The following is a 23,430-nucleotide window of genomic DNA, read 5'->3' on the forward strand; positions in this document are numbered from 1 at the left end:
GTACTCTCGAGGCATGCACGGCACCATCGACTCGCTCTATCGCTACCCGGTCAAAGGGCTCACTCCCGAGCACCTCGACCGGGTAGCGCTCGAGGCGGGCCGGGCGTTTCCGGCCGACAGGCTGTTCGCCCTGGCCAAGCCCACGGGCGCCTACGACGCCGTGAACTTCGTTCCCCTGTCGAAGCGCGAGTACTTCGTGCTGCTTAACACCGACCGGCTGGCGGGCCTCGCCGCGAGCTACGACCCCGCGAGCCGCACGATGCGCGTGACGGTGCAGGGGCATCCGGTGCTCGAGGCAGACTTCGCCACCGCCGAAGGACGGGCCGAGTTCGTCGAGCTCTATGCCCGAGTCGCCGACCTGCCCGACGGCGTGCGGCCCGTGCTGGCCGAACAGCCGGGCTACAACTTCACCGACAACGCGAACGACGGCCCGCGCATGATGAACACGATCTCGCTCATCAACCGCGCATCCATTCGCGACCTCGAGCAAAGAATAGGGCGCGAGCTCGACCCTCTGCGCTTTCGAGCGAACGTCTACCTCGAGGGCCTCGAGCCGTGGGCCGAGCGGCAATGGATCGGCCGCGAGCTGCAGCTCGGCGGCTCCGGCGGCTCTGGCGGCGTGACCGTGCGGGTGGTCGAGGAGACCGAGCGCTGCGCCGCCACCGAGGTCGACCCCACGACCGCCCGCCGCGACGTGCCCGTGGTGCGGCTGCTGCACGAGAACTACGGACACGAGATCATGGGCGTGTTCGCCGAGGTGCTCTCGGCCGGCGAGCTCGCCGTCGGCGACGCGGTGTCGGTGCGCGAGGAGACGGCGGCATGACCGACGACGAGACGGTCGTCGTCTCGGCCCGCCGGATGCTCACGGCCGACGTGTGCGAGTTCGAGTTGCGTCGCGCAGACGGCGGGCTGTTCGAACCGGCCGAGCCGGGATCCCACATCACGGTGCACACCCCCTCCGGCGAGGCCCGCAGCTACTCGCTGACAGCGGATGTGAGCGACCGCAGCCGCCGGGTGATCGCGGTGCGTCGCGACGTGAACGGCCGCGGCGGCTCGCGCAGCATGGTCGACGAGGTTCACGTCGGCGACGAGCTCGTGATCTCCGCCGCACGCAACGACTTCGAACTGGTGGATGCCCCGTCGTACCTGCTCGTGGCGGCGGGCATCGGAATCACGCCGATTCGGGCCATGCTGATCGAGCTGCTCCGCCGCGGGGTCACGGATGTCCGGCTCGTCTACCTGAGTCGCTCGCGCGACGAGACGCCCTATCTGGAGGAGATAGCAGAGCTGATCGAGCCGACAGCGGCCGGTGCCGAGCGCTTGATCACCCTGCACCACCGCACCCTCCAGGGCGCCTTCGACTGGTGGCCGCTGCTCGAGACGCCCGGTGAGCGCCACCTCTACGTGTGCGGACCCGAGCCGCTGCAGAACGAACTGCGAGCACTCACAATGCACTGGCGCCCGAGCCGGGTGCACATGGAGGACTTCGCCGGAGTCTCCGCGTTCGGCGAGATCAGCCTGCCGTTCGAGGCGGACTGGCAGCCCACGGGAGCCCGCATTTCCGTGCCCGGCGACCAGACGATGCTGGCCGCCCTCGAGGGCGCCGGCATCGACGTCGACAGCTCCTGCGGCAGCGGAACATGCGGAACTTGCCGGCTCAGGCTCGTCGAGGGCGAGGCCGATCACCGCGACGTCGTGCTCACCGAGGGCGAGCGGGCGCAGTTCGTGATGCCGTGCGTTTCGAGGGCCGCGGGCGAACGTCTGGTCGTCGCTCCCCTGTGACTTCCGACCCCCAGGAGTGGGGTGACATGGGGAGTTCTCCCCATTTACTCTCGGTAGTGTCCCCGTGCTTGAATGTCCCGGTGCCCCTGTGCCCACTTCATGGGGTGCGCGACGTTCATAAATGACTCGACCGACGTGAAGATGAGGACCGTGTGAGGCTGTTCGAGGCACTGCGCCGCCGCAAGGCGACTGCTGCGTCGGTGGCGACCGTCACGGTCTTCTCGCTCGCGGTCACCACCATGGCGTTCCTGTACCAGGGAGTCACGACCGCCGACGTCGAGCTCAACGACGGCGGGGTCTGGGTCACGAAGCCCTCGGGTCTCCTCGTGGGCCACCTCAACTACCAGGCCCAGCTGCTCGACGGCGGCCTGAAGATGACGTCGAGCGACTTCGACATCCTGCAGCACGACGAGACCGTCATCACCGTCGACAACGCCACCGGATCGCTGGCGCCCATCGACCCCGTGTCGGTGACACTGGGCAATGCCGTGGCGCTGCCGGCCGAGTCATCCGTCACGATGGGCGGCAACACGCTCGCCGTCGTCGACGACAAGACCGGCGACCTCTTCACCACCCGCGCCAACGACGTGGCCAACTTTCTTCCCGACCCCGAGAAGCCGCAGCTCGCCCTAGGCTCCGGCGCATCCGCCACGGTGGATGTCGACGGCGGGGTTCACGCGCTATCGCCCGCGTCTGGCGAGATGGTCACCATCGCGCTCGACGAAAACGGCGTGCCGCTCGAACCCGTCACCAACGGGTTCCCCGAAACCGAGGAAGACGCCGCGCTCACCATGACGACTGTGGGCGACGACGCCGTGGTCTTCGACTCGGCCAACGGCATCGCCTACCTGCCCGGCGGCAAGAAGGTCGAGGTCGCCGACTCGACCGGCGGCGTGCTGCAGGAGACCGGCCCCGAGTCCGACGCGGTGCTCATCAGCACCGACACCTCGCTCATCCGCCAGCCCCTCGACGGCGGCGCAGCCACCGCGACGTCGGCTGGAAAGCCGGGCAAGCCCGCCGCTCCGGTCTACCTCGCCGGATGCGCGTACGCCGCCTGGGCCATCTCGAACGCCTACCTGCGCGATTGCACGGGCGACGACAAAGACGTGCAGACCACGATCGACGGTCTCACCGCGCAGGCCCAGCTCGTCTTCCGCGTCAACCGCAACGTCGTCGTCCTCAACGACCTGACCTCGGGTGCCGTCTGGCTCGTCAACCAGGACATGAAGAAGGTCGAGAACTGGGACGACATCGTTCCTCCGCCGGACGAGAACGAGACCGAAGAAGAAGACGACAGCACCGAAGAGGAGCTGCAAGTCATCCTGCCTGAGCGCAGCGACGAGAACACTCCGCCGATCGCCGAAGACGACCAGCTCGGTGTGCGGGCCGGCCGCACCGTCGTGCTGCCCGTGCTCGACAACGACTCCGACCCCGACGGCGACGTTCTCACCGCCACGCTGAAGGGCTCGCAACCCTCGATCGGCGAGGTGCAGCCCATTCTCGGGGGCGTGGCCATGCAGGTCATCGTCGACCCCGACGCATCCGGCACCGGCACGTTCACCTACACGGCCGACGACGGCCGGGGCGGCACGGCGGATGCGACGGTGACGCTGACCGTCAAGGCTCCCGGCACGAACGAGGCTCCGGTTCAGAAGCGCGTTCCGAAACAGCTGTGCGAGGTCGGCTCGACCTGCTCCTACAACCTTCTTCCCGACTGGATCGACCCCGACGGCGACGACATGTTCGTGCGCTCCGCGACCGCCGATGGGGCGAACCAGATCCAGTTCCGGGCCGACGGAGAGCTCACGTTCACCGCGCTCGACCCCGACGCTGGTCGCAAGACCGTGACGGTGCTCGTCTCCGACGGCGTGACCGACACCGAGGGCACGGTGGCCTTCCAGGTCAGCGAGTCGGGAACGCTCCTTCCCGTCACCAACGGCGATCACGTCGTGACTCGGGCCACACAGCAGGTCACGATCTCGCCGATGGCGAACGACTACGCCCCCAGCGGCGCCCCGCTGCGCCTCGCGAAGGTGAACCCGGTTCCGGGCGCCGAGATCGCGCCCGACTACACGACGGGAACGTTCGACTTCACGGCAGCCGCGCCCGGCGACTACTACGTTCAGTACCTCGTCACAGACGGGCCCAAGACGGCTCCGGGCATCGTGCGCGTCACGGTCGTCGGCGACACGACGGCCGACCAGGCGCCCATCGCGGTGCGCGACGTGGCGCTGCTCACCAAGGGTCGCTCCGTGCTCACCGACGTGCTCGCGAACGACTTCGACCCCGCCGGCGGCATCCTCGCGGTGCAGTCCGTGCAGGTTCCTGAGGGCCTCGGCGTGAGCGTCGAGGTTCTCGAGCACCAGATTCTGCGCATCACCGACACGGGCATCTCCGAGCCGGCGAGCATCAGCTACACCGTGACCAACGGCGTGAAGTCGGCCAAGGGCGAGGTCTTCATCGTTCCGATCCCTGCCCCCGAGAAACTGCTGCCTCCGGTGGCCACAGACGACACGGTCACAGTTCGGGCAGGCGACGTCGCAACGATTCCCGTGCTCGACAACGACTATTCGCCCAACGGCGACACGATCACGCTGGCGCCCGCGCTGATCGCGCCACTGATCGACCCCGCCGACGGCGACATGTTCGTCGCTCAAGACGCGCTGCGCTTCAAGGCCGGGCCCGTGGCCAAGACCGTCTACGCCACCTACGAGGTCGTCGACAGCCAGGGCCAGCGCGACGCCGGCTACGTGACCATCCAGATCGTGGCCAACGACGAGGGCGCGAACTCGCCGCCCCGCCCGCGCGACGTCACGGTGCGGGCACTCGAGGGCACGACCGTGCGCATCCCGATTCCCCTCGACGGGATCGACCCCGACGGCGACTCCGTGCAGCTCATCGGCCAGGGCGACGCCCCGACCAAGGGCCGCATCACCGAGGTCGGGCAGTCGTGGCTGCAGTACGAGGCCTACCCGACGTCCGTCGGAACAGACGTGTTCACCTACACCGTGCGCGACCGCAAGGGAGCCGAGGCCTCGGCCACCGTGCTCGTGGGCATCGTTCCCTCGTCGAGCGCGAACCAGCGGCCCTACGCCGTGAAGGACACGGTGTCGGTGCGTCCCGGACGCACGGTCGCGGTCGACGTTCTCGCGAATGACTCCGACCCCGACGGCGACCCGATCGCCATCCGGGAGAACGGCCTCGAGGTACCCGAGGGCGTCATCGGCGAGATCGACCGCGGACGCGTTACCGTGACCGCGCCCAAGACTGCCGGCGACTACCCGGTGCAGTACACGATCGTCGACCAGTACGGCGCCACCGCCGTGGGACAGCTGCTCGTATCGGTGAGCCCGGATGCTCCGCTGCAGGCCCCGATCGCCCGTGACGACCTCGTGCTGGTCGCCGACGTGGTGGGCCGTACGACCACCGACGTCGACGTGAAGAAGAACGACGACGATCCCGACGGCACTATCGACGCGCTGGACGTGTCGGTGACCAGCGGAACGGCCACCGTGCGCGGCAACGGCGAGCTGCGCATCCCGCTCACGCCGGAGTCTCAGATCATCACATACACCGTGACCGACGTCGACGGCCAGAAGGCCTCCGCCTTCGTGTTCGTGCCCGGCCTCGAGGGCGCGCATCCGGCCCTGAAAGCGGGAACCAAGCCCATCGTCGTGAACAGCGGCGAGACCATCAGCGTGCCCCTCTCCGACTACGTCGTGACCGGCAACGGCGAGCCCGCGCGCATCACCCAGGCCGACAAGGTGGCCGTCTCGCACGGCAACGGCTCGAGCCTGGTGACCGACGCCACCACCTTGAGCTACACCTCGGCCGACGGCTACTACGGCCCCGACGCGCTGAGCTTCGAAGTGACAGACGGCACCGGGCCAGACGACCCCGAGGGCAAGAAGTCCACTCTCGTCATCCCGATCACCGTCGTGTCGACCACCAACGTGTCGCCCACCATGAGCGGCGGCGCGGTGAACGTGGAGCCCGGTGGCGACGAGGTCGAACTCAACCTGCGCACGCTCGCTCGGGATCCCGACGATGGCGACCTGAAGAAGCTCGTCTTTACGGTCGTCGGGCCGACGGCCCAGGGCATCACCGCATCGGTGTCGGACAACCAGACCCTCAAGGTGAAGGCCGCGGGCAACGCGGCGAAGGGCGACTCGCCCATCCAGATCGAGGTCACCGACGGCCAGAGCAAGCCCGGTACGGGAACCGTGACGGTGACCGTTCTCACCTCGACGCGGGCGATGCCCAGCGCCACCGACGACGTGGTTCCGCAGGCCAACCAGGGCGAGACCCGCACGGTCGACGTGCTGTCGAACGACTTCAACCCCTACCCCGAGAACCCGCTGTCGATCGTCGAGGCCGTCGTCGAGACGGGCGATGGAGTGGCCAGCCCCGACGGCGGCCAGGTGAGCGTCACGCCCGGCGCCGAATTCGTGGGAACCATGGTGGTGCGCTACCGCATCGCCGACTCGACCGGCGACCCGGCCCGCCAGGCCGACGGGCGCATCCGGCTCACCGTGCAGGGCAAGCCCGACGCACCTGCGACGCCGAGCGTCACGAGCATCCAGGACCGCACCGTCGTTCTCTCGTGGACCCCGCCGGTGAACAACGGCTCGCCCATCACGACGTACACCGTCACCTCGCCGCAGGGGTACTCGAAGCAGTGCGCGTCGACCACCTGCACGCTCGACGGCCTCACCAACGACGTGGAGTACACCTTCACGGTCACCGCGACCAACGGCGTCGGCGAGTCCGATCCGTCGCCCTCGTCGGCCGTGGCCCGACCGGATGCCCGCCCCGACCGCCCAGCCGCGCCGACGCTGGTCTTCGGTGACAAGAGCCTCACGGTCAACTGGGTCACGCCATCCACCCCCGGCTCGGCCGTGACCTCGTACAACCTCGAGATCTCTCCTGCCCCGGCGCGCGGAGCGATTCAGAAGACCGGTGTCACGGGCAACTCCGTGGTCTGGGAAGGCCTGGAGAACGGCGTCGCGTACCAGGTGCGGGTGCAGGCCGTGAACCGTGCGCCCGACCCGAGCGACTGGTCGACGTACTCGGCGACCGAGATCCCGGCGGGCAAACCGGATGCCGCCGGCTCGCCGACCTCGGTGCGCGTCGATTCGGTGGGCAGCCAGTCTCAGATGAACGTGAGCTGGAACGCTCCGAACGACAACGGTGACGCGATCTCGTCGTACATCCTGTACATTAACGGAGGCTCGGGTGCCCGCGAGGTTCCCGTGGCCGGCGGCGCGACGAGTCAGACCGTGACCGTCGACGTGTCGGAGAACGACTACACGTTCGCCGTCGCTGCGATCAACAAGGCCGGCCAGGGTGCGACGTCGCCCGCTTCGGCTCCTCGACGATCCGTCACTCCTCCGACTGCTCCAACGCTGAACAGTGCGACGGCGGGCGACAACACCATCACGGTCGCCTATACCCCCGGCGCCACGAACGGCGCCCGCTCCGGCGAAGTGTCGTACCAGTACAACGTCGGCGGCGGGTGGATCGGCCTTCCCGGCGACAACGTCATCCGCTCCGGTGTGAACAACAACGGCACGTACTCCGTGACCCTGCGGGCGACGACGGTCGCCGACGGCTCCACCTACTTCAGCGGCGACAGCAATCCGATCGACAACCTCCAGCCCGCGGGGGCGCCCAACGCCCCGGGGGTCAGTGCCACCGGCGGCAAACAGAAGGTCACGTTCACCTGGTCGGCTCCCGGCCGGAACGGTCGAGACTTCAGGGTTCAGATCAACACCGGAGGCGACTGGACCGATGTCGCCAATTCGGGCAGTACAGAGGTGGGCGCGGGCTACAGCGACCAGAAGTGCTTCACGGCTCGCACGGTGGACTCGAGCGGCGCGATCACGGAGTCGGGTCAGGCGTGCGGCACCTCTGAGAAAAAGCCCGACCGCAAGGTGTACCTGTCGGCCGCAGGCACCTGCCCGGAGATCTCGGGCTGCCGCCGTATGCACGTCGACGTCGAGAACTTCGAGCCGAACGAACACGTGACCTGCGTCTGGGAAGCCGCGGCGAACACACTCGAGTTCAACGCCGACGGCAACGGAAACGGTGGAGCGACGAGCCCCTACTGGTACACGCAGGCGGGTTCGGCCGGCTTCACGATCGCCGACCAGGCGAAGAAGATGAAGTGCAATGGCATCGAGCCGATCCCCAGATAACCGGGTGCGCCGCGCCCGTGATCGATGAAGCCCCTATGAGAGAGACACCACGTTGACAATGACACCGGAGCAGGCGACCTGGTTCGCCGGTACTTTCGATCGCCTCGTCGCGAATGTGGGCGTGGCCGTGCTCGGCAAGTCGCACGTGATCAGGCTCTCGATCATGGCGATGATCGCCGAGGGCCACGTGCTGCTCGAGGACGCGCCCGGTACCGGCAAGACCAGCCTCGCCAAGGCGATCGCGGCCACCGTGCAGGGATCGCACCAGCGCATCCAGTTCACGCCCGACCTGCTGCCCTCCGACGTCACGGGTGTCACCATCTACGACCAGAAGACGGGCGCGTTCGAGTTCCACCGCGGACCGGTCTTCGCGAGCATCGTGCTGGCCGACGAGATCAACCGCGCCAGCCCGAAGACGCAGTCGGCGCTGCTCGAGGTCATGGAGGAGTCGCGGGTGACCGTCGACGGTCAGGTGCACGAGGTCGGCCGCCCGTTCCTCGTGATCGCGACCCAGAACCCCATCGAGCAGGCGGGAACCTACAAGCTCCCCGAGGCCCAGCTCGACCGCTTCCTCATCAAGACGTCGATCGGCTACCCCGACCTGGCCAGCGCTGAGCAGATCCTCGCGGGCTCGGCGAACCGCAACCCGTCGTCGGCGCTCAGCGCCGTGATCACCACCTCGGCGGTCGCCGACATGGCCGATCTCGCGTCGACCGTCCATGTCGACAGCGCCATCCTGCGTTACACGGCCCAGCTCGCCGAAGAGACGCGCAACGCCCCCGAGAGCCGCGTCGGCGTCTCGGTGCGCGGCGCGATGGCCCTGATCCGGGCCGCCAAGGTGTGGGCCGCGGCCCAGGGCCGGCACTTCGTGCTGCCCGACGACATCCGCGACCTGGCCGGCCCCGTGTGGACGCACCGATTCGTTCTCGACCCCGAGGCCGAGTTCCAGGGAACGACCGCCGAGAAGGTTCTCGCGCGCGTGCTCAGCGACGTGGCGGCACCGCAGGCGAGGCAACCCGCAGCATGACCGTGACGGGGGAGAAGAAGGCCTCCCCGATGGCGACGATCGGCCCCCGGCTGGCGAGCGCATCGGGCGCGGCGCGCACGAGCGCGCCCGCACGCTGGGTCTCGGGCACCGGATGGCCTGCTCTGCTCGGCGGCCTGCGCGCCGCCTGGCGCGTCGTCTCCCCCGTGCTCTCGACCGTGTCGGGCTTCGGCTGGGCAGTTCTCGGCTTCTCCCTCGTCTTCCTCATCGTGGGGCTCGAATTCGGATGGCGCGAGTTCCTCGTGATCGCCTGCGTCGGCCTCGCGGCCGAAGTCATCGCGATCGGCTTCGCGGTCGGGCGCTCCGCCTACGCCGTGCGCCTCGACCTCGCGAGCGAGCGGGTCGTGGTCGGAGAGCGTGCAGTGGGACGCATCACCGTGTCGAACACGTCCGCGCGCACCCTCCTGCCTGCACGGATCGAGCTTCCCGTCGGCGCCTCGCTCGCCGGCTTCCCCCTCCCCCGCCTGGCCCCCGGCCAGGAGCACGACGACCTCTTCGGCATCCCGACCACCCGCCGCCAGGTCATCACCGTCGGCCCCGTGCGTTCCGTGCGCGGCGACCCCCTGGGCCTGATGCGCCGCGAACTGCGCTGGACCGACGCCGTCGACCTCTACGTGCACCCGCGCACGGTGCGCCTCGAGGGCTCTGCCTCGGGCTTCATCAAAGACCTCGAGGGCCTCGCCAGCCGCGACCTCTCGAACAACGACGTGTCGTTCCACGCGCTGCGCGAATACGTTCCCGGCGACGACCGCCGCTACATCCACTGGAAGACCACGGCCCGCACCGGCACCCTCATGGTGCGCCAGTTCGAGGAGACCCGCCGCTCGCACCTCGCGCTCGCCCTCTCGACGAACACCGCCGACTACGCGAGCGACGACGAGTTCGAGCTGGCCGTCTCCGCCTGCGGCTCCCTCGGCATCCAGGCGCTCATGGAGGAGCGCGACGTGACCGTGATGGTGCAGGGCGCCACCCTCCACTCCGAGACCGGCCGACGCCTGCTCGACGACCTCTCGGCCATCGAAGAAGAGGAGAAGCGCGAGACCATCGTGCAGCTGTCGAAGGTGGCGGGCCAGACGGTTCCGGATGCCTCGGTGGCGGTTCTGCTGTTCGGCGGCCCCGTCACCCCCACCCAGCTGCAGGCCGCCTCGGTGCACCTGCCCCTCGGCGTGCGCGTCGTGGGCGTGAGCTGCCAGCCGGGAACGGAGCCCATGCGTCGACAGATCGGCGACATGACCCTGCTCACCATCGGCGACATCGGCCAGCTGCCCGCAGCCCTCAGGCGGGTGAACAACTGATGACCGCACCCGCACCCACCCGCCGCAGCGGACGCTCAGCGCAGCAGCTCGGACGACGATCCGTCGCCGACACCGCCCTCGACTGCGCGGCCGTCGTCGCCCTGCTCTCGGTGGCCATCGTGGGCTTCGGCCCCGCGTTCGGCGGAACCGGCTACCTCGTCGCCGGCTTCGGCGCCCTGCTGCTGGGTCTCGCGATCGCTCTGCTCGGCGCCCGACTGCGCGCCAACATCCTGGTTCTGGCGGCCGCGACCCTGCTGGTCTACATGGTGTTCGGCGGCCCGCTCGCGGTGCCCACGACCACTCTCTTCGGTGTCATTCCGAGCCTCGAGACGATCCGCGCGCTGGTTCTCGGCGTGGTCTTCTCGTGGAAGGACGTGCTCACGCTGGAGACTCCTGTGGGAGCCTTCGCCTCGGTGCTGATCGTTCCCTACCTCGCCACGCTCGTCGCATCCGTTCTGGCTTTCAGCTTCGCCCTGCGCCTGCGCCGCGCCGCCTGGGCGCTGCTGCCCGCCGGCGTGCTGTTCGTGGTGGCCATCGCCTTCGGCACGCGGGACGCGGCCGCGCCGATCGTGCAGGGCCTCGTCTTCGCCGGCATCGCGCTCGCGTGGTGGGCCTGGCGCCGCAGCCAGGATCGCGCCCGCCGCATCGCCGCGACCACCCTCGACAGCGCGTCGGGTGCGCAGGCTCCGGATGCGGGCCTCGCCCGCACGCGGCTGGCGCTCGGCGCCGGACTGCTCGTCGTCGCCCTGGGAGTCGGCCTCGCCACCGGCGGACTGCTCGCCCCGGTCAGCGCCCGCGAGGTGCTGCGCGACGCGATCGTGCCTCCGCTCGACCTGCACGACTACGCGAGCCCCCTTGTCGGCTTCCGCAAGTACGTGCGCGACGAGAAGGAGGACGTGCTCTTCACCGTGAAGGGACTGCCCGACGGCGCGCGCATCCGTCTCGCGACGCTGGATGCCTACGACGGCGTGGTCTACAACGTGGCGGGCGACGGCACGGCCGGCTCGGGCACGTTCACGCGGGTGAGCGGCGACATCCCCAATGATGTGGCGGGCGACAAGGCCACGCTCGACGTGACCATCGGCGACCTGACGGGCGTGTGGATTCCCGACGCGGGCTACCTCGATAAGTTCCGCTTCACCGGCGACCGCGCCGACGAACTCTCGGGCAGCCTGCACTACAACCGCACCACGGGTGTCGCGATCACCACCACTCCGTTGGCCAAGGGCGACAGCTACACGATGGACGTCGTGATCCCGAAGGTGCTCACCGAAGAGCAGCTCGAGAGCCACTCGCTGCAGTCGCTGACGATGCCGAAGGCCTCCGGCGTGCCCGAAGACGTCGCGCCCCTCGCCACCACGTACATCGGCGACGCGGAGCGGCCGCTCACCCAGGTGCGCAACATCGCCACGTCGCTGAGCCAGGAGGGCTTCTTCAGCCACGGGCTCGAGGGCGAGGCCACGTCGCGCGCCGGCCACGGCGCCGAGCGCATCGCGACCCTGCTCGGTGCCGACCAGATGATCGGCGACGACGAGCAGTACGCGGTGGCCATGGCCCTCATGGCGCGTTCGGCGGGAATGCCCGCCCGCGTGGTGATGGGCTTCTACCCCGACGAGTACGCCGGGGCCGATGCCGACCAGCAGATCACGGGCGATCAGCTTCACGCGTGGGTCGAGGTCGCCTTCGACGACGCGGGCTGGGTGGCCTTCGATCCCACTCCCCCGGAGGACCAGGTTCCCCAGGAGGAGGCTCCGAAGCCGAAGTCCGACCCGAAGGCCCAGGTTCTGCAGCCGCCGCCCCCGCCGCAGGAGCCGGCCGACCTTCCGCCGGACATCCGCACCGACGACACCGAACAAGACGACGAACCCGACTCGAATGCGATCTTCACGACCGTGCTGATCGCATCCGGAAGCCTGCTGGCCCTGCTGATCGTGCTGCTGACGCCCGTCGTGGTGATCGGCGCGTTGAAGGCGCGCCGCCGCAAGGACCGCCAGAACGCGGAGCGCCCCGCCGATCGCCTGAGCGGCGGCTGGGACGAGATCGTCGACCGCGCCGACGACCTGGGCACACCGGTGGGCGGTCGCGGCGTGACCCGCCGGGCCGATGCCGCCGTGCTCGCCGAGGCTTGGCCCGCCCTGCCGGTCGCCGAGGTGGCCGTGCGCGCGGACAACGGCGTATTCGGCCCGGGCGAGCCCTCGCAGCAGGAGGTCGACGCCTTCTGGGCCGAGGTGAACGATATCGTCAGGGGAATGCACGATTCGCGCGGCTGGTGGAAACGCCTGCGCGCGAGGGTGTCATTGCGCGCATACATCGGCAGGCGCCTGGAGAGTCGACGCAGACGAAGGAGGGCACGGTCGTGACGAACCCCGTGCAGCAGGGCCCCGCCCAGACGATGCCGTGTGTGCGCTGCGGATCGCCCGTTCCGCGCAGCTCGCAGTTCTGCCTCGCATGCGGAACGCCGACCTCGACCCGCAGCCAGGCAGCGGCGCTGGGGGGCCCGGAGGTTCCGGTGCAGGCCGCGTGGCAGCCGACGCCCGTGAACGCGCCCATCCTGCTCTCGACGATCGTGCCCGCGAACTACGGCCGGCGGGTGCTGGCGTTTCTCATCGACGGCGCGTTCGGGGGCGTGCTCACGACGATCATCGCGCTGCCCATCATCTGGATCGCGGCCGCCTCGGTGGCTCCCGGCAGCACCTTCGAACTGGCCGGTCTGCCCTCTGCGCTGATCAGTCTCGCGAGCGGCCTCTATCCGCTGGCCATGCTGGTGCTGCAGGCGTTCACCGGCTTCTCGCTCGGCAAGCGCATCATGGGCCTGCGCATCGTGAAGGTCGAGAGCCTTATCCGCCCGGGCCTGGGTCGCATGCTGCTGCGTGGCGTGATCGTCGGAGCCTCGAACATCGTGATCGGCATCGGCCCGCTGCTCGTGTACCTGTCTCCGCTGTGGGATCCGTCGAAGCGCCTTCGCGGCTGGCACGACCGCCTTTCGGGCACGTGGGTCATCGACGTGACGCGGGGCCCGAACCCGTTGGCGAAGAACGCCGGCGAGATCGTCGACGATGTGCCCGCTGTCGAGAAGACGCGGCGGCCGAAGGCGGCGCCGGTGCCGGCAGCGGTTGTGCCCGCCGCGCCCGCGGCGCAGGCTCCTGTCGTGCAGTCGCTGTCACAGGCTCCGGATGCGTATTCGTACGCGCCGCCGAGCGTTGCGGCGGCTGCGCCGTCTGCTCCTCCGGTCGCTCCCGCGCCGACCGCTCCTCCGGCTCCCCCGGCCCCTGCGTTCTCGGCTCCGCTCGCCTCGGCGCTGCCGCCGTCTGCGCCGCCCGTGCCCGTGAACCCCGACGTTCCGTCGTATCCGTTCGCGTCGGCATCCGGAGCGCCCGCGGCACCGGCGGCGCCGGTCGCCCCCGCGGCGCCCGCCGCACCGGTCGCCCCCGCGGCATCGGTTGCGCCGCCCGTGCCCTCAGGACCGATCGAGGCGATTCCGAGCTTCGATCCCCTGCCCCCTTTCGGTGGCGAGGACCTCGACGGGACCAAGCTCAGCAACTCCGTGCCCGCGCAGGCGCTGCCCACCGGAACCGTGACGCTGCTGTTCGACACGGGCGAGAGCTACGTGATCGCGGGCCATGGCGTGCTCGGCCGCGATCCCGTGTCGCCCTACGGTGCTGCCGACGACATGCTCGTGCAGGTCGCAGGCGACACCCGGTCGATCTCGAAGACCCATCTCGAATTCGAGGTGCAGGCCGGGAGCATCTGGGTGACCGACCGACGCTCGACCAACGGCTCGGCCATCGTTCGGGCCGACGGTGTCGAGTCGCCGATCACGCCCGGACAGCGCATGACCCTGCGCAGCGGCGACCGGGTGCGCATCGGCACGCGCGTCTTCACCCTCACGGTGGCCCCGTGAGCCCCCCGCCGACCATCGGCGCGTCGACGATCGTGCTGCGCTCCGGCGCCGCCACGCACCGCGGCCTGAAGCGGGCCACCAACGAAGACGCCTACCTGGCGTCGTCGCCCGTGTTCCTCGTGGCCGACGGCATGGGCGGGCATGAGGCGGGTGAACGCGCGAGCGCCATCGTGGTCGAGTCGTTCGACGGGCTCACCGGCCGGTCGACGGTCGACCCCACCGAGGTGCGCGCCGCCTTCGACCGCGCCTACCGGTCGATCGCCGAGCTCAGCACCAGCGGGCGGCGGCGTGCCGGAACCACCGTGTCGGGAGTGGCGATCGTCGACAGCGAGGGCGCGGCCGTGTGGCTCATCTTCAACCTGGGCGACTCGCGCACCTACCGCCTCAACTCGGGCGTGCTCGAGCAGATCAGCATCGACCACTCGGTTGTTCAGGAACTACTCGATGGCGGCGGCATCGACGCCGCAGAGGCGGCCGTGCATCCCGCCCGCAACGTGATCACCCGTGCCCTCGGGGCCGGCGGCGACTACCGTCCCGACTTCTGGCTCGTGCCCGTCGAACCCGGCGATCGCATGTTCATGTGCTCCGATGGCATCTCCGGCGAGATCGACACGGAGTCGATCGCCCGAATACTCTCGAGTGAGAAGGATCCTCAGGTGGCGGCCGACCGGCTCGTGCGCGAGGGCATGGCTCGGGGAGGCCACGACAACCTCACGGCGGTCGTGGTCGATGCCTCGCTGCCCGCAGCGGGGTCGAATGCGGCCCTGCCCGACGACACCATCCCCCGCGGATCCGTGCCGACCGAAGGAGCCGTGCGATGACCCGCCTCAACTACCAGCCCGGCCAGTGGCGCGGTGTCGTCGCGCCCGGCGCCGTCGCGCTGTTCCCCACCACCCTCGACGGCGAGCTGCTCGAACGCATCTGGCGCACCCTCGACGACGGGCACGGGCTGAGTGGCGTTCTCGAGGCCCTCACTGCCGAGTTCGGCACGAACCTCAAGGCCATCCCGCCGTTCGCCGTTGCTGTCGCCTCGGGGTCGGAGCTGCGCCTGGCCGTGCGCGGGGCGTTCCGCATCGACGTATCGGAGCCCGGCGCATCCGAGCCCGTGACCGTGGCGGGCGACGAGGTCACCACGTGGAACGAGCGCGTCGTGGCCGCCGCTGAGGGCTTCGTGGTGAGCAGCGACGGCCCCGACTCGTCCGACTGGTTCGCGATCCGCAGCGGCATCGTGCTGTGCCGCGCGGTGTCGTTCCGTATGGCGGGGCAGGCCGGGGCCGCTGCGTCGGCCGTTCCGGTCGTGGCCGTGGATGCGGCGCCGGCGCCTCAGGCGCCTGCAGCAGTAGTGCCCGTGGTCGAGACTGTGGCCGAGCCAGCGCTGCCCGCCGAGACGATCGTTCCGGATGCGGCTCCCGCCGTTGAGCCCGAACCTGAGCCCGAACCCGAACCTGAGCCCGAGCCCGTCGTCGACGACCCCGACGACACCGTCGACGATGTCGAGCCCATCGAGGCCGACGACTTCGGGCCGACCGTCACGGAGCTGCCCGACGATGCCTACGACCACCTCTGGGGTGCGACCGTGGTGAAGTCGGTCGAAGAGGCCGCCGTGCGACTCGACGACGACGAGTCGGCCGACGAGGAGAGCGCGGCGGCCCCTGCCCCTGCCTCAGCCACGGCGGCGCCCGCGCCCGATCCCGCGCCCGCGCCCGCACCCGCCGCATCCTTCACCCCGCCGGTGGAGGCCCCGAAGGTCTCGTCGAAGGAGTGGACCGCGCCGCCGCCGACGGGCCTCATCGACCGCGTTCCCGGCTTCGCGGGCGTCGGAGCGGCCGCCCCGAGCTGGAGTGAGCCCTCCACTCCTGCGGCGTCGCCGACCGCGGCAGCCAGCGAGAACGACCACGACGGGCTCACCGTCACCGTCTCCGAACTCGAGGCGATGCGCCGACTCGAGTCGGCCGACGAGGCCGCCACGGCAGGCGGGCCCGGCCGCATCGTGCTGGCGACGGGAGACGTCGTCACGCTCGACCGTCCCGTCATCGTGGGACGTCGGCCGCGGGCGCAGCGCGTGCAGGGCGATGTCCTCCCGCATCTGGTCACCGTGCCGAGCCCGGAACAAGACGTCTCGCGCAGCCACCTCGAGGTGCGGGTCGAGGGCCGGCACGTGCTCGTAGTCGACCTCGACACCACCAACGGCTCGGTGCTGCACCGCGATTCAACGCCGCCCCTGCGTCTGTCTCCGGGCGAGGCGGTGCTCGTGCTGAACGGCGACATCGTCGACATCGGCGACGGCGTTACCCTGCTCTTCGAGGATCTTCCGTGAACGCGCGCCGACCGCCGTCTCCCCCACCCGAGATCGCCGGGTTCGAACACGAGCAGCTGCTCGGCTCGGGCGGGTTCGCCGACGTCTTCCTCTACGAGCAGCGGATGCCCCGGCGCAGGGTGGCCATCAAGGTGCTGCTGAGCGAGGCGCTCACGCCGGGCGCGCGTGAGAACTTCGACGCCGAGGCCAACCTCATGGCTCAGCTCTCCACGCACCCGTCGATCGTCACGATCTACCAGGCGGACATCGCCAAAGACGGCCGGCCCTACCTCGTGATGGAGTACTGCTCCCGGCCCAACCTCGCCGCTCGCTACCGCCGCGAGAAGATCAGCGTGGCGGAGGCGCTGCGCATCGGAATCCAGGTGGCGGGAGCCGTCGAGACCGCGCACCGGGCCGGCATCCTGCACCGCGACATCAAACCGGCGAATATTCTCACGACGGAATACAACCGACCCGCCCTCACCGACTTCGGCATCTCCGTGACCATGGTGGGCGGGGACGACGCTGCCGTGGGCATGTCGATCCCCTGGTCGCCGCCCGAGGTGTTCGGTCAGAGCTCGTCGAGCGGACCGGGCGGAGACATCTACGCCCTCGGCGCCACGGTCTACACGCTTCTGGCCGGGCGCAGCCCGTTCGAGGTTCCGGGCGGAAGCAACGGCGGGCTCGACCTGATCACGCGCATCCAGCAATCGCCGCTGTCTCGCACGGGCAGGGCCGACGTTCCCGACTCGCTCGAGCAGATCCTTGCCACGTCGATGGCCAAGCGCGAGGAGGACCGCTTCGGTTCGGCCCTCGAGTTCGCCCGGGCGCTGCAGAAGGTGCAGCTCGAGCTGAGCCTCTCGGTCACGCCCGCCGACGTGCTCGACGACTCTCTGCCCTCTGCGGCCGAAGAGGAAGAGGACGACGGCAACACCCGCATCCGCGGGATCGTCACCATCGACCCCACGGCGCCGGTCGCGGGCACCGCGACGCGTCGCCCCTATCCGGGGTCCGCGCCCGCCTCGACCGTTCCTCCCGTGCCTCCCGTCGGTGTTCAGCCCCCGTCCTTCTCGCAGAGTCACGGGCTCGCGCCGGAGGCCGTCGAGGCGACGCAGCGCCGCGGCCAGGTTCCACCGGTGGCCGGATTCCCGGCATCCACGCCCGTGGCGTTCGGACTCACCTCACCCGCCATCGAGCAGACGCAGCATCGCGCGCCCCAGCCGAGCGAGTTCGCCGATGCCGACCCGTCGAGCCGCTCCAAGAAGATCCCCATTCTGATCGGCGCGATCTCGCTCGTGGTGCTGCTCGCCGTGGGCGGCACGATCTTCGCGATCAACGCCAGCGGCGGCAGTCCGGCGGCGGTCGAGACCGACGATCCGGTCGACCCGATCGACGTCATCCCCGGCGGAACGGTCGCACCGCCGACCGACGTCGTGGGAGCCCCCGGCGAGGGCGGCGTCGTGTTCACCTGGTCGAACCCCGAACCGGAGAAGGGAGACGTCTACCAGTGGGGACTCCTCGTTCCCGGAACCGAGACCAGCCTCTCGTCGACCACCGACACCACTGTGACGGTCGTGCCGACAGAGGGCCAGAAGACCTGCATCGAGGTGAGCGTCCGTCGCACCGACGGGCGCGCCTCCGAACCAGCGACGGGATGCGCACCCTGATGACCGACGTCAGCACCACCGAATCGACCACGACCGACGCCAGCGTCGAGTACTGCGGCGAGTGGTTCACCCTCGACAGGAACAAGCCCTTCGACATCGGCCGCGACGCCGACCTCGACATCGACGACAACCAGTATCTGCACCGCCGCTTTCTGCAGATCGCCTACATCGACGGCCTGTGGTGGCTCATCAACGTGGGCTCGCGCCTCTCGGCCTCGATCTCGGATGCGACGGGGTCGATGCAGGCCTGGCTCGCCCCGGGTGCGCGGCTCCCCGTGGTGTTCGGCCTCACCTCCGTGGTCTTCACCGCCGGCCCGACGACCTACGAGTTCGTCGTGCACACCTCGACTCCGGCGTTCGTCGACTCGAAGCCCGTCTCCTCCAGCGACGGAACGACCACGGTCGGGGCGGTCACGTTCACCCGCTCGCAGTGGCTGCTGATCCTCGCCCTCGCCGAGCCCATGCTCAAGCGCGAGGGAACGGGCACGAGCGAGATCCCGTCATCGGCCGCGGCCGCCGAGCGCCTGGGCTGGGTGCTCAGCCGGTTCAACCGCAAGCTCGACAACGTGTGCGACAAGCTCAGCCGCCAGGGCGTCGACGGCCTGCGCGGCGGAGTGGGCGCGCTCGCCACCAACAGACGCGCGCGGCTCGTGGAGTACGCCGTGCTCTCTCGGCTCGTGACCCCCGCAGACCTTCCGGCGCTCGACGACGACACCGCCGACACTCCCCAGGCGCCCGCCGCGACCCCCACGAAGGATGCCCGCTAGTCCATGCACATCAAACTCACGCTCTCGCGCGGCGGCGGAACCTCCACGAACGTCGCCGTCACGGCGGATGCGACGACCAGCGTCTCGAACGTGGCCGAGGCGTTGTACACGGCCGACCCCGACAACGACGTTCAGCTCGCGCCACCGCGGCTGACGCTCCAGGTCACCGAGACCTCCGGCCAGACACGTGTTCTCGACCCGCAGTCCAACCTGCTCGACTCGGGCGTGCGCTCGGGCTCGACGATCGAGATACGCCAGCACAGCGACGACTTCAACGCGCCCGGCTCCGATCGGGGCGCTCCCGCGGCCACCCTGCGGGTGCTGTCGGGCCCGGATGCCGGTGCCGAGTTCGCGCTGCCGTTCGGCACCAGCTACATCGGCCGTGAGCGCGGTGTGGATGTGCGGCTCACCGACTCGCTCATCTCCAAACGGCACGCTCGCATCACCGTGGGCGAGACCGTCGAGATCACCGACATGAACTCCGCGAACGGTCTGCTGATGGGCGGCGAGCAGGTGCCCCGCACCACGCTGAGCTCGGCCGACGTGGTGGTTCTGGGAGACACGGCCCTCTGCGTCGTTCCCCTGCAGCGTCTCGGCGGTGCGGCTCCCTCGACCCCCGTGATCGAGTTCAACCGTTCACCTCGCGTGGTCGCTCGCTACCCCGGAGACAAGTACCCGGCCCCCGAGCCCCCCGGCCGCCCGCAGCCCCAGCGCTTTCCGATCGTCGCCTTGATCGCGCCGCTCATCATGGGTGTCGTCCTCTACGCCTTCACCCGCAACATCCTCAGCGTGGTCTTCATCGCCCTGAGCCCGCTGTTGATGATCGGAACGTACATCGATCACAAGCTCACGACGCGTCGGCAGATGAAGGACGCGATCAAGCAGTTCACCCTGTCGCTCAAGGCCTTCGTCGACAAGCTGCACGAGCGCCAGCGGCTGCAGCGGGCGGTTCGGCTGGGAGAGGCGCCCTCGGTGGCCGACAGCCTCGAGTCCGCCCATCGGCTGGGCCACCTGCTGTGGACCCACCGGCCCGAGCACGGCGCCTTCCTCGCCGTGCGCCTCGGGCTCGGAACCGCGCACAGCCGCGACAGCGTCACCCTGCCGCAGGCCAACGACACGCTCCCCGAGTACTGGGGCCAGCTCGAAGAGGTGGCCGAGAAGTTCTCGCTCATCGACAACGTGCCGATCGTGGCCGACCTGCGCGAATCGGGCGCGCTGGGCGTGGCCGGCAGCCTCGAGCTGCGCCGCGGCGTGACCCGCGGCGTGCTCGCCCAGCTCACCGCCCTGCACTCCCCCGCCGAGCTCGTGGTGTGCGCGCTCGTCTCGCCCGCGTCGCGCGAGAGCTGGGAGTGGCTCGAATGGATGCCGCACACCGGCTCCCCGCACAGCCCCCTGGCCGGCGATCACCTCGCCGACAACCCCGGATCGGGACTCGCCCTGCTGTCGCGCCTCGAGGAGCTCGTCGCCCAGCGCACGGCGGGAGCCCCCAGCGCTCGCGGTGCGCTCGAGAGCCCCGATCTGCGGCCGAAGAAAGACGACGAGTCGGACGTTCCGCTGCCCATCACCCCCGCGGTGATCGTGGTCATCGAAGACGACGTGCCCGTCGACCGGGGTCGCCTCAACCGCCTCGCCGAGCGCGGCGCCGACGCCAACGTTCACATCGTCTGGTCCGCGCCATCCATCGCCCACCTGCCGGCCGCGTGCCGCAGCTTCGTTAGCGTCGATTCGGATGTCGCCGGCGGCACCGTGGGCCAGGTCCGGCTGGGCGAGCACACCTACCCGGTCGTCTGCGAGACGGTCGAGCTCGAGGCGGCGCACCGCTACGCGCGGCATCTCGCCCCCGTCGTCGACGTGGGCTCGCCGATCGACGACGAGTCGGATCTGCCCCGCTCGGTGTCGTACCTCTCGCTCGTGGGCCCCGAGCTCGCCGAGCAGCCCGACGCCGTGGTCGAGCGCTGGCGCGAGAGCAACTCCATCGCCCTGCGCGACGGCTCGCCGCCGGTGCGCCGCAAGAAGGAGGGCTCGCTTCGGGCGCTCGTGGGTCACAGCGGAACCGAGCCGTTCTACCTCGACATCCGCAACCAGGGCCCGCACGCCCTCGTCGGCGGAACAACCGGAGCCGGCAAGAGCGAGTTCCTGCAGTCGTGGGTGCTGGGCATGGCGGCGGCGCATTCCCCCGACCGCGCCACCTTCCTCTTCATCGACTACAAGGGCGGCGCGGCCTTCGCCGACTGCGTGGCGCTGCCGCACACCGTGGGCCTCGTCACCGACCTGTCGCCGCACCTCGTGCGCCGCGCCCTCACCTCGCTGCGCGCCGAGCTGCGCTATCGCGAGCACCTGCTCAACCGCAAGAAGGCGAAAGACCTGGTCTCGCTCGAGAAGACGGGCGACCCGGAGACGCCGCCGAGCCTGCTGATCGTGGTCGACGAGTTCGCCGCCCTCGTGCAGGAGGTGCCCGAGTTCGTCGACGGCGTCGTCGACGTGGCCCAACGAGGTCGTTCGCTCGGCCTGCACCTCATCCTCGCCACGCAGCGTCCCGCCGGTGTCATCAAAGACAATCTGCGCGCCAACACCAACCTGCGCATCGCGCTGCGCATGGCCGACGCCGAGGACTCCTCCGACATTCTCGGAACGCCCATGGCCGCGTACTTCGACCAGTCGATCCCCGGTCGCGGGGCCGCGAAGACCGGCCCTGGCCGGCTCGCCTCGTTCCAGACCGGCTACGCGGGTGGGTGGACCACGAACGAGCCGCCCCGCCCGCGCATCGACATCACCGAGATGAACTTCGGTGCCGGCGCCGAGTGGGAGGTGCCGGAGGTCGAGGTCGTCGAGGCGGCCGACCCGGGGCCGAACGACATCGCGCGACTCGTCGCATCCATTCGCACGGCGGCCCGCCGGGCCGACATCCCCGACCCGCGCAAGCCGTGGCTCGACGAGCTCGCGGCCGTCTACGACTTCTCGCTGCTGCCGAACCCGCGCACCGATGAGCGGCTGCTACTCGGCGTGATCGACGAGCCGGAGAACCAGATCCAGCCGACGGTGTTCTACGAGCCCGACCGCGACGGCAACATGGCCGTCTACGGAACCGGTGGATCGGGCAAGAGCGCCACCCTGCGCACGATCGCGGTCGCTGCGGCCATCACGCCCCGCGGCGGTCCGATCCACGTGTACGGCCTCGACTTCGGATCGAGCGGACTCAGCATGCTCGAGGAGCTGCCCCACGTGGGCGCGATCATCGACGGCGACGACGAGGAGCGCGTCATCCGCCTGCTCCGGATGCTGCGCGACACGGTCGACGACCGCTCGGCCCGGTATTCCGCGGTTCGCGCCGGCAGCATCGGCGAGTACAGGCGCATCGCTGGAGCGCCGCAGGAGCCGCGCATCATCGTCCTGGTCGACGGAATCGGCGCGTTCCGCGAGCAGTACGAGTTCGGCGGGCACTCCGCGTGGTTCACCACCTTCGCGCAGATCGCCAGCGACGGACGCCAGGTGGGCGTGCACATCGTCATCTCCGGCGACCGCCCCAACTCCGTTCCCGCCTCGCTCGGATCGACGGTGCAGAGACGCCTGGTGCTGCGCATGGCCAGCGAGGACGACTACCAGCTGGTCGGCGTGCCGAAGGACACGCTCACGGCGATCTCGCCCCCCGGGCGAGGACTCATGGGCGGAAACGAGATCCAGATCGCGGTGCTCGGCGCCGACCCCAACGTGGCCATCCAGTCGCGTGAGGTGGCCAAGCTGGCCGAGGCCATGCGCCGCCAGGGCATCCCCGAGGCCCCGCCCATCCAGAAGCTGTCGGACTCGATTCCGCTCTCGACCCTCCCCGCCACGGCCGGCGGACTGCCGGTGATCGCCGTGCGCGACGACAACCTGGCCCCGCTCGGCATCGCGCCGCGCGGAGCATTCATGGTCTCGGGCTCCGGTCAGAGCGGCCGTTCCACGGCGCTCGCGACCATGGCTGCCGCACTGCGTCGGGCGCAGCCCGGCATCCGGCTCGTGCACATCTCGCCGCGCAAGACGTCGCTCACGCCCCTGCCGTTCTGGTCGATGTCCATCTCGGATCCCGCCCAGGTCACCGCCTTCGCCGACGACCTGCAGGGCCAGCTCGACGCCGGAACCCTGCGGCCCGACTCCCTCGCGATCTTCGTGGAGAACATCGGAGACCTCACGGGGACCATGGCGGAGAACGACATCGACCGCCTGATCAAACGGGCGCTGCGCGACGACGTGTTCGTGGTGGGCGAGAGCGAGACGGCCACCTGGTCGGCGGCGTGGACCCTGGCCGGCTCGTTCAAGGGCGCCAAGCGGGGCCTGCTGCTGGTGCCGGGCGAACTGGATGGCGACACCCTGCTGGGCACATCGCTCGGCCGCTTCCGACGCGCAGACCTGCCGCCGGGCCGCGGATTCCTCGTGCAGCAGGGCCGCATCACCAAGGTGCAGGTGGCCTTGCCGGATGCCTGAACGGCGTATGGGGAGTTCT

The 23,430-nt window shown here is 70.0% G+C and carries 12 protein-coding genes; all 12 read left to right on the forward strand.

All coding sequences use genetic code 11. The features are described from left to right. The first annotated feature begins 13 nt into the window (after window positions 1-13). Window positions 14-823 (forward strand): MOSC domain-containing protein, encoded by an 810-nt coding sequence (locus tag ASF51_RS16825; protein WP_055932671.1) that lies wholly within the window; start codon window positions 14-16, stop codon window positions 821-823. Further along, window positions 820-1,782 carry a PDR/VanB family oxidoreductase gene (locus ASF51_RS16830; protein ID WP_055932674.1) on the forward strand — a complete coding sequence of 321 codons (963 nt, stop codon included), beginning with the start codon at window positions 820-822 and terminating at the stop codon, window positions 1,780-1,782. Before ASF51_RS16825 ends, ASF51_RS16830 begins: the two co-directional genes overlap by 4 nt. 152 nt (window positions 1,783-1,934) lie before the next feature. Then, window positions 1,935-7,979 (forward strand): Ig-like domain-containing protein, encoded by a 6,045-nt coding sequence (locus ASF51_RS16835; RefSeq protein ID WP_055932676.1) that lies wholly within the window; start codon window positions 1,935-1,937, stop codon window positions 7,977-7,979. Between the two features lie 52 nt (window positions 7,980-8,031). After that, window positions 8,032-9,006, forward strand: a complete 975-nt coding sequence (locus ASF51_RS16840) for a MoxR family ATPase (protein WP_055932679.1) — start codon at window positions 8,032-8,034, stop codon at window positions 9,004-9,006. Next, window positions 9,003-10,319 (forward strand): DUF58 domain-containing protein, encoded by a 1,317-nt coding sequence (locus ASF51_RS16845; RefSeq protein ID WP_082480498.1) that lies wholly within the window; start codon window positions 9,003-9,005, stop codon window positions 10,317-10,319. The genes ASF51_RS16840 and ASF51_RS16845 overlap by 4 nt, the downstream gene beginning before the upstream one ends. Beyond that, window positions 10,319-12,679 (forward strand): transglutaminase domain-containing protein, encoded by a 2,361-nt coding sequence (locus ASF51_RS16850; RefSeq protein ID WP_082480500.1) that lies wholly within the window; start codon window positions 10,319-10,321, stop codon window positions 12,677-12,679. Before ASF51_RS16845 ends, ASF51_RS16850 begins: the two co-directional genes overlap by 1 nt. Continuing rightward, window positions 12,676-14,220, forward strand: coding sequence for an RDD family protein (locus ASF51_RS16855; protein WP_055932682.1), 1,545 nt, complete (start codon window positions 12,676-12,678; stop codon window positions 14,218-14,220). The genes ASF51_RS16850 and ASF51_RS16855 overlap by 4 nt, the downstream gene beginning before the upstream one ends. After that, a complete protein-coding gene (locus ASF51_RS16860) occupies window positions 14,217-15,041 on the forward strand; it encodes a PP2C family serine/threonine-protein phosphatase (protein ID WP_235497296.1) in 825 nt (274 codons plus the stop codon). The genes ASF51_RS16855 and ASF51_RS16860 overlap by 4 nt, the downstream gene beginning before the upstream one ends. Further along, window positions 15,038-16,537: an FHA domain-containing protein gene (locus tag ASF51_RS16865; protein WP_055932685.1), complete on the forward strand. Its 1,500-nt coding sequence runs from the start codon at window positions 15,038-15,040 to the stop codon at window positions 16,535-16,537. The genes ASF51_RS16860 and ASF51_RS16865 overlap by 4 nt, the downstream gene beginning before the upstream one ends. Then, window positions 16,534-18,183 carry a serine/threonine-protein kinase gene (locus ASF51_RS16870; RefSeq protein WP_055932688.1) on the forward strand — a complete coding sequence of 550 codons (1,650 nt, stop codon included), beginning with the start codon at window positions 16,534-16,536 and terminating at the stop codon, window positions 18,181-18,183. Before ASF51_RS16865 ends, ASF51_RS16870 begins: the two co-directional genes overlap by 4 nt. After that, window positions 18,183-18,950: a hypothetical protein gene (locus tag ASF51_RS16875; protein WP_055933558.1), complete on the forward strand. Its 768-nt coding sequence runs from the start codon at window positions 18,183-18,185 to the stop codon at window positions 18,948-18,950. Before ASF51_RS16870 ends, ASF51_RS16875 begins: the two co-directional genes overlap by 1 nt. Window positions 18,951-18,953: 3 nt before the next feature. Then, window positions 18,954-23,411, forward strand: a complete 4,458-nt coding sequence (locus ASF51_RS16880; RefSeq protein ID WP_055932691.1) for an FtsK/SpoIIIE domain-containing protein — start codon at window positions 18,954-18,956, stop codon at window positions 23,409-23,411. Window positions 23,412-23,430: the final 19 nt, after the last annotated feature.

Source organism: Agreia sp. Leaf283, from assembly GCF_001422485.1.
GTDB lineage: Bacteria > Actinomycetota > Actinomycetes > Actinomycetales > Microbacteriaceae > Agreia.

What these genes read in the sequence shown, in the direction of transcription:
- ASF51_RS16825 (WP_055932671.1), top strand. Translation starts at nt 14, where the DNA reads ATGCACGGCACCATCGACTCGCTCTATCGCTACCCGGTCAAAGGGCTC.
- ASF51_RS16830 (WP_055932674.1), top strand. Translation starts at nt 820, where the DNA reads ATGACCGACGACGAGACGGTCGTCGTCTCGGCCCGCCGGATGCTCACG.
- ASF51_RS16845 (WP_082480498.1), top strand. Translation starts at nt 9,003, where the DNA reads ATGACCGTGACGGGGGAGAAGAAGGCCTCCCCGATGGCGACGATCGGC.
- ASF51_RS16850 (WP_082480500.1), top strand. Translation starts at nt 10,319, where the DNA reads ATGACCGCACCCGCACCCACCCGCCGCAGCGGACGCTCAGCGCAGCAG.
- ASF51_RS16865 (WP_055932685.1), top strand. Translation starts at nt 15,038, where the DNA reads ATGACCCGCCTCAACTACCAGCCCGGCCAGTGGCGCGGTGTCGTCGCG.
- ASF51_RS16875 (WP_055933558.1), top strand. Translation starts at nt 18,183, where the DNA reads ATGACCGACGTCAGCACCACCGAATCGACCACGACCGACGCCAGCGTC.
- ASF51_RS16880 (WP_055932691.1), top strand. Translation starts at nt 18,954, where the DNA reads ATGCACATCAAACTCACGCTCTCGCGCGGCGGCGGAACCTCCACGAAC.